This is a genomic window from Synechocystis sp. LEGE 06083 (genome assembly GCF_015207725.1).
Taxonomy (GTDB): Bacteria; Cyanobacteriota; Cyanobacteriia; order Cyanobacteriales; family Microcystaceae; genus Synechocystis; species Synechocystis salina.
The window spans coordinates 1-7,040 of sequence record NZ_JADEWJ010000212.1; the positions used below are offsets into that span (position 1 = coordinate 1).

General features: G+C 49.8%; 7 protein-coding genes. All 7 read right to left on the minus strand.

All coding sequences use genetic code 11. The annotated features are described in order from the left end of the window. Nucleotides 1-88 precede the first annotated feature (88 nt). Nucleotides 89-928: a DUF2092 domain-containing protein gene (locus IQ219_RS14700; RefSeq protein WP_194073098.1), complete on the minus strand. Its 840-nt coding sequence runs from the start codon at nt 926-928 to the stop codon at nt 89-91. Between the two features lie 110 nt (nt 929-1,038). Next, a complete protein-coding gene (locus IQ219_RS14705) occupies nt 1,039-1,515 on the minus strand; it encodes a type IV pilin-like G/H family protein (RefSeq protein WP_228017144.1) in 477 nt (158 codons plus the stop codon). A 293-nt stretch (nt 1,516-1,808) separates the two neighbouring features. Continuing rightward, on the minus strand, nt 1,809-1,976 hold the full coding sequence (locus IQ219_RS14710; protein ID WP_190598502.1) for a hypothetical protein: 168 nt from the start codon (nt 1,974-1,976) through the stop codon (nt 1,809-1,811). A 76-nt stretch (nt 1,977-2,052) separates the two neighbouring features. Then, nucleotides 2,053-2,865, minus strand: coding sequence for a carbohydrate ABC transporter permease (locus IQ219_RS14715; RefSeq protein WP_190598501.1), 813 nt, complete (start codon nt 2,863-2,865; stop codon nt 2,053-2,055). Between the two features lie 131 nt (nt 2,866-2,996). Further along, nucleotides 2,997-4,160, minus strand: coding sequence for a GuaB3 family IMP dehydrogenase-related protein (locus tag IQ219_RS14720; protein ID WP_194073099.1), 1,164 nt, complete (start codon nt 4,158-4,160; stop codon nt 2,997-2,999). 102 nt (nt 4,161-4,262) lie between these two features. Then, complete coding sequence (locus tag IQ219_RS14725) at nt 4,263-5,741, minus strand: hypothetical protein (protein ID WP_190598499.1); 1,479 nt, start codon at nt 5,739-5,741, stop codon at nt 4,263-4,265. 25 nt (nt 5,742-5,766) lie between these two features. Beyond that, nucleotides 5,767-7,040 (minus strand): aspartate--tRNA ligase (gene aspS, locus IQ219_RS14730; RefSeq protein WP_194073100.1); only part of this gene is annotated, 1,274 nt, incomplete at its 5' end.

Below are 7,040 nucleotides of genomic sequence, written 5' to 3' on the forward strand. Positions count from 1 at the left end.
CTGTAAAACTAATTGCCGTTCTTTTTGTCAGTTTATTTTTCATCGGATTCACCTTAAAAGTAGAACATTAGGGTTTAACAATGGACCTTTACTCTATTGGTTCGGGTTCGGGACGTTTGAAGGGAATAGGTTTGGCAGCATTGGCCCGGGTGGAACCAAAAGTATCAGGGGGGATCGGCATATCTAACTGCCAATTAGTAAAGGTCACTTGATGGCGTAACCGGGATGGATCATTCCGATAGACCGCCCGAATCATGCGGGGTAATTTGTCCTCTGCCCCAATCCAGACTTGAGCAAAGACGTTGTCCGTGGCGATCGCCACCATGTCGGTAGTTGTGCCATCAATGACTTGGGATTGACCAATATAAAAAGCGGTTTTTAGATCTCCCGCAATATCACCGTAGGGATTGGCCACCAGAAAATCCGTAAACGGAAAATAAATGGCGGCGGTTTCATAGGCAAATTTCAACGCTTCATCAATGGTGCCGGGGGCCTCGGCGATCGCCACTAAATCTTCCGTCGGCGCAAAGGCCAGTAGGGTTTTGCCGTTGTAATAAAATTCCGAAGCAGGGCCATCTCCAGGAGAAAGCACTTGCAATTTATTAGGCCGCTGTAGAGTGACATTAGAAAGGGTGTGGTAAGCCAAAGCTGGCCCCAAACGACTAGGGTTTTCGTAGGTGGTAACCGCCGTAAATTTCATGGTCTTAGCCACAGCTAGGCGATCGCTCATCGCCTTAAGAATTTCAATGGCCTTGGGTTCCAGATTGGTTTGGGGATTGGCCGAAATCAAAACTGGATTGGGACGATTAGAATTAGGTAAACTTTCGGCTCTAACCTTACCTGACAGCCCATAATTTAACGGTAAACTTAACAAACAAATGGAGATAAAAAATCGCCAAAAGCTTATTTTTTGAGAAAGTATTTGCATAAAAATAATTCGCTAAAAACTGAAATGGACATTATTTTTGTTGATAAATTTTTAAGGGGCGATCGCCAAATAAAAGATCCCTAATTGTTTGGAGAATAACGCCTTGCACCCTATTCATTGACCATAGATTCAGGAACCTGCACAGAAAAATCGCCACAAATTAAAGCAAGCTTGGTGGGATTATTCAAGTCAGTACCTCGCACGAGTTGGGGATCGGCGGGTCGTATCGTTCCTGGCTGGCTATTTTCACAAATGATGGTGATGATTTTAGGATTTTGATCCGGTGTGATAAATGCTGCCCCTACATAGGCTTTCAACTGGCCTTTGAAAGGAGATTGGGCAGGAATAACGTAACTATAGGCGGCTTCCGAGGTTGTTCGCACCGCATAATCGAAGCTCTGAGGTAAAGTAATCCCGAAATTTTGTTGAATATTGTCAACTGTTGCCCGAAATTGCCCATTTTTCTGGTAGTAGGTACGCTGGCCTTCCATCATTTTGGCAACGGCCTGTAATGCTGCATTTTGATCCTGATCGGGCTTAGCATCCTTGGCTTGAACAGGAGCACTTAGGGAAATTTTTTGTCCCAAAAAACCTAATAGAACAGAGGATATTATTCCCAACATCAAAATAGAAATTTTGTTGACAGCCATAACTAAAACATCTCCAATGATTATTAATTAGGATAGCAATGATTATGGTAAATTAAAGAAAAGTTTACTGAAATTAACTTTGCCTAAATAGCAGTCAAGATGGGAGTGACAAGACAAAGGCGATCGCCTTATTTACTAGGTACGAAAATAGATGCGAGAAAAGAAGTCAATAATCGATTAAATCCTCATTTATTCAGGGAAGAGTAACTGAAGCTGAGTCCATTGATTAATTACCCCCCGAAGCCTCCCATTTGGCGGTTATAACGGGCAAGCTGAGCAAATACTAACCGTTCTTCATGTTGTAATTGATTAACATTGGGGCGGTCTCCATCCCCCGCTACAGACCAAATATTGTTGGAGATCGTCCCGATAACAAATTTTTTAGTCGTGACGACCATGACGGCGGCCGGGACAATTCCCCATTTCCCTTGTCCTATCTCTGGACTGGTTGCGGTAGGCAGTAGAAAAACGGCTTTACCCTTTGACCCCACTGCTGGCTTCGGAGGGGATAATGTAACGTTGCACAAACAGAAACAGCACAATAATGGGAGCAATGGCAATCACGGAAGCCGCTGCAATTAGCCGCCAGTCAAAATCCAAAGCGCTAGACAACTGGGCAACGCCCAAAGGCAATGTGTAATATTCTGGTTGATCGAGCACAATCAGGGGCCAAAGAAAATCGCTCCAGGAACCGATAAAAACAAAAATAGCCAGGGTGACTAGGGCGGGCCGGATGGCTGGAATCATGATGTGCCACCAAATGCCCAATTCTCGACAACCATCGATGCGAGCCGCCTCTTCCAATTCCTTAGGCACCCCTTGGAAAGCCTGTCGGAGCAGAAAAATACCAAAGGCAGAAGCCAGGCTGGGGAAGATGATGCCCACGTAACTATTTCTGAGTCCCAAATTCACTGCCAGAATGTAGAGGGGAATCATGATCAACTGGAAAGGGATCATCAACGTAGCAACGATCGCCGCTAGGGTCACGTCTCGACCGACAAAGTTCAAACGGGCCAGGGGATAGGCGGCCAGGGCGCAAAAAAATAAATTAAGGGCCACAGTGATGCTGGAAACCACCACGCTGTTAAATAGATAACGGCCAAAGGGATAGTCTTGCCAAACCTTAATAAAATTGCCCAGGTTGGGTTGTCGGGGTAACAATTGCCCCAAACCCCCAAAGACATCCTCTGTCGGGGCCTTCAATGCCGTAGCTACCAACCACAGCAACGGCAACAACATGGCGATCGCCAATAAGACTAAAACTAGATAAGTTTTCCAGTGTTTCACGACGTTAGGAGACTAGGGGATAGTGACTGGGGATTGGTCAACAAAGTTCAGCCCAGGATAACAAACAGACCAAATAAAAATCCCCCCAGAATGAAATGATCCGAGGGGATTAATAATTGCAATGGCAAGTATTACTTACCCATGCCCAACTGTTGGGCTTTTTGGTAAACCTTACCTTCCGTGAGCAGGGAAGGGGCAATGACCACATCCACCTGTTGCATTTCTCTCATATCTTTGGCTCCCAGGGTGCCCATGCTGGTTTTCAATGCCCCCAGCAGATTATGGGTACCATCATCCAATTTGGCGGGCCCCACCAAAATCTCCCGAATGGTGCCAGTGGTACCAACATTAATGCGAGTCCCCCGGGGTAATACGGGACTGGGGGTGGCCATCCCCCAATGGAAACCACGGCCGGGAGCTTCCGCTGCCCTGGCAATGGGGGAACCGATCATCACTGCATCGGCGCCGCAGGCAATGCACTTACAGATGTCACCACCGGTAATGATGCCGCCATCGGCAATGACAGGAACGTAACGGCCACTTTCTTGGAAATAGTCATCCCTGGCCCCAGCACAATCGGCGATCGCCGTTGGTTGAGGAACCCCCACTCCCAGCACTCCCCGGGAGGTACAGGCCGCTCCGGGGCCAATGCCCACCAGCACTGCCGCTGCCCCGGCCCGCATCAATTCCAAGCTGACTTCGTAGGTGACGCAGTTCCCCAACACCACCGGCATGGGAATTTCCTGGCACAGCTTGACCAGATCCAAACTCTCCACCGACTCAGGGGAGAGATGGGCTGTGGACACCACCGTAGCCTGAATAAATAACAAATCAGCCCCCGCTTCGGCCACTGTACTGGCATATTTGGCCGCCCCCACCGGAGTCAGACTCACCGCCGCAATGCCCCCAGCAGCTTGAATTTCTTGAATACGCTTGGTGATTAACTCGGGCTTAATGGGTTCGGCGTAGAGTTCCTGCATTAACCCCACAAATTCCGTTTTGCCCACCGAAGCGATGCGGTCCAAAATCGGATTAGGGTCTTCATAACGGGTTTGGATGCCCTCTAAATTCACTACCCCCAAAGCGCCCAGTTCCGAGAGTAGTACTGCCATGCGGCTGTCCACCACCCCATCCATAGCGCTGGCAATAATGGGGATTTCCCGCTCAATGGCGCCCACTTGCCAGCGGGTATCGGCCAGAGCTGGGTCTAAAGTCCGCACTCCGGGAACCAGTGCAATTTCGTCGATACCATAGGCTCGACGGGCTGTTTTTCCCCGTCCAATCGTAATGTTCACGCTTACTTACTATTCCCAAACTGTTTAAATTAGCGTACCAAATAATCTGACCCTTTGTGCGTTCCCACACCCGAATAACCCTAATCCACTGGGGATCAGAGGCTATGGCATCCAACGGGGAGCAAAACCGGCGGTCAATTCTTGGGGATCGGGATCCGCGTCGGTTTCGGTGGCCAGATCTCCAGGTAGGGGGAGTAACCAAACCCGTCCATCCACAATGGATCTTTGGGAATTGGTGAGCAGATCATGGGAACCCATGCTAGGGCCGGTGGCCACTTGGTCAAACATTAACCCCAGACCATCGGGAGCAATGGCGAGGTCAACTTCAGGGTAGTTGGGCAAGGCCAACAGAGGGCGGGTTTGGCCATCGGTTAAATTAATCACTGCCAGATAGGGTTCTGGTTGCACAGGCTCCCCTTCCCGTTGAATAAAATCCGCCTGCAAACAATAGGCCCTGGGTTGGGAGCGGGGATCAAAACGACAGCTTAATAGGGGATAAGGACCCCGTAAAATTTCCCTTTGGGTGCGGTCTTGCAGATCGTAAATTACCAGGGAATGGCTAAAATCTGGGTTTTGTTGGGTTAACAGCAGTTCCTTGCCATTGGGAGAAAAATCTAAAGCTTGCTCCATGGCCTCCAAAAATTGGGGCGCCCCGGCGTTGGGGGTGAGGGGAATCAATCCCACTCCGCCTTCCTGGGTGACCGCCAGGAAATTTCCATTGGGGCCGACAATGAACTGGTCAGCTTTAATGCCTAAGGGCCGGGGGCTGTCTCCCTTGGGAGCTACCCATAAACCAGCATCGGCAGGATTTTGGACATTCTGCCTAGCAATCACTAAGGTGCTGCCATTGGTGGCCAGGGCAATGCGCTGATTATCGTAATCCTGATTTTCCCAAAGCCGTTCCAACTTTCCCGGTAGAATCTTGGTTTGGGTATTGAGGTTATTGATGCCGGTGGTGACAGTGAAAATATTCTGTTGTCCACTCCGGCGGGTGGGATCGGTGGCGGTAAAAACCAGGCGATCGCCTTGGGGATAAATTTGAAATTGACGAACGGTGAGATCCCTGGGGGTAAGGATAATTTTTTGCGGTTGTTGGGGGTTGGTAATGTTGTAGAGAATTAACCTCCCCCTTTCTTCGCCGCCTACACCGATATAGACCAAAGCCCTGGCTCGACTGGTGATGACACTGGTGAAATCCTGTTCCCCTCGACCCCGTACCATGGCAGGTAAAGGTAGGCTCAACTGATAGTTCGTGCCGTAACGGGGAATTTCTGTTAGGGAATAAAACCAACGCCGCCCCTGCCAAATGGTTTTGCCCGCCAAGGGGGGATCAATGGTCAAACCCGCCTCAATTTTTCCTGGGTCGACGGGGTGATTAAACGTCATGGTCAGGGCCTGGGTCTGGGCTCCGATATTGGTGTTACGCCAACTGTATTGCGTCACCGACAGGGGGCTTTGATTGCCCCGCAGTAGCACCACCACAATTAGACTAATCAAAATGATGGCGATCGCCCCCACGGTACGATCAAAGAGGCTCAATTTTTTCCATAAATCTGGAGTAGGGGAAAAACGTTCCATCATGGAGGCCAATAAAAAGCAGGGCTACCTAGTCTTCCACTTTAACTTTAGGGATGTAGGTAGAAGCCACCTCCAGCTCCTTAAGTTGCTTTTTATCCACCGCCGCTGGAGCCTCCGTGAGCAGACAACTGGCCTGTTGGGTTTTGGGGAATGCAATCACATCCCGAATGGAATCTTCCTTAGCCAACAACATCACCAACCGGTCTAAACCGTAGGCAATACCGCCGTGGGGAGGGGTGCCATACTCGAATGCATCCAGTAGGAAGCCAAATTTTTCGTGGGCTTCCTCCGGTGATAAACCAATGGTGGCAAAGACTTTTTCCTGCACTTCCCGTTGGTAAATACGCAAACTGCCACCGCCAATTTCCACGCCGTTCATCACCAAATCGTAGGCCTGGGCCCGGGCGCATTTTAAGTCATCCAAGTCTTCCGGGTGGGGGGCAGTGAAGGGATGATGCAGAGCTTCAAAGCGTTTTTCGTCGGCATTCCACTCAAACATGGGAAAGTCGGTGATCCATAGCAAGTTAACAGCATCGGCATCAATTAACTCCAACTGTTCCCCCAAAACCAAACGGAGACGGGATAGGGATTTATTTACCGTGGCCGTATCTCCAGCACCGAACAGTAACAAATCCCCCGCTTCGGCTTGGGTACGTTGCAGCAGGGTTTTTACCTGTTCTTCATCCAGGTTGTCCTTAATGGCACCAATGGTATCAATGTCGCCGTTATCCCGCACTCGAATGTAGGCAATGCCTTTGGCTCCGGCTTCCGTGGCTTCTTTGAACAAATCCCCACCGGGTTTAATCCGCACATTGGAAATGGTGTCATTGCCTCCAGGCACCCGAATGGCCTTGACGGAACCCCCACTGCTAACGGCGGCGGCAAAAACTTTAAAGCCACAATTGCCCAGCAAATCCGATAGATCCACCAGTTCTAAACCAAAACGGGTATCCGGGCGATCGTTGCCGTATTTTGCCATGGAGTCCTGGTAGGTCAGCCGGGGAAATGGCCTGGGCAGATCAATATTCTTAACGACTTTGAAAATATGGCAAATTAAAGCTTCGTTGAGGTCGAGAATTTCATCTTGCCCCATGAAACTCATTTCCATGTCCAACTGGGTAAACTCCGGTTGGCGATCGGCCCTGAGATCTTCATCCCGAAAACAACGGGCAATTTGGTAATAACGATCCATTCCCGCCACCATCAACAGTTGCTTGAACAGTTGGGGCGACTGGGGCAGGGCGTACCATTCCCCAGGGTTAACCCGGGAGGGCACTAGGTAATCCCTCGCTCCTTCGGGGG

Coding starts and splice junctions, on each gene's coding strand:
- IQ219_RS14700 (WP_194073098.1), bottom strand. CDS start 928: ATGCAAATACTTTCTCAAAAAATAAGCTTTTGGCGATTTTTTATCTCC.
- IQ219_RS14725 (WP_190598499.1), bottom strand. CDS start 5,741: ATGATGGAACGTTTTTCCCCTACTCCAGATTTATGGAAAAAATTGAGC.
- IQ219_RS14710 (WP_190598502.1), bottom strand. CDS start 1,976: ATGGTCGTCACGACTAAAAAATTTGTTATCGGGACGATCTCCAACAAT.